The 670-nt window shown below is 35.5% G+C and carries 1 pseudogene; it reads right to left on the reverse strand.

Annotated features, from left to right (window positions below):
* Positions 1 to 603: pseudogene (locus RU86_RS11835) on the reverse strand (IS5-like element IS1194 family transposase); the annotation flags it as partial.
* Positions 604 to 670: the final 67 nt, after the last annotated feature.

Raw genomic sequence — 670 nt, forward strand, 5'->3', positions numbered from 1 at the left:
ATCTATAGCAATATGATTTTTGTAGCCATAGTGTCTCTCATTACCTTTAATTGTCCAGCGAGCAGCTGTATCCTTCTGTGCTCTTTTGTTCTTCGTCCAATTCACTGGTACCCTATTTGCTTTAATCAATTCATTTTCGTCTTTTGGATTACGTTGTTTAGGCGCTTCTATGAATGTTGCATCAACAATCTGTCCTTTATGAGCGATCATCCCTTGTGATTCAAGTTTTTCTTGAAAGGCAGAAAAAAGCCAGTTTCCTCTATTAGATTTTGATAGCTGATTTCTAAAGTTCCAGATAGTCTTTGCGTCTGGTACCTTGTCATCAATCTTAAGGAATCTTCTAAACGAAATCCGGTCAATCATTTGATATTCCATTGCATCATCAGATAGATTGTATAAGCGTTGTAAAATTAGAATTTTCAACATTAAAACAAGGTCATAGGGCGGTCTACCACCATGAGATTTGTTTTTTAAATCATACTTAAAAATCCGGTTAAGAGTTGGGCGAAAACACTCGAAATCAACCACTTTTTCTAGCCGCTCAAGAGGGTCTCCTTTTAAACTTAATTTTTCAAGATAGTCGCTATCTCCAAATAAATTCATCTTCAATACCTCGTTAGCTTATTTTTAATCTATTATACCTCTTTTCATACGTTTTTAGAGGTGCCCT

The sequence above is a fragment of the Pseudolactococcus piscium genome, from assembly GCF_002441695.1.
In the GTDB taxonomy this organism is placed as follows: Bacteria; Bacillota; Bacilli; order Lactobacillales; family Streptococcaceae; genus Pseudolactococcus; species Pseudolactococcus piscium.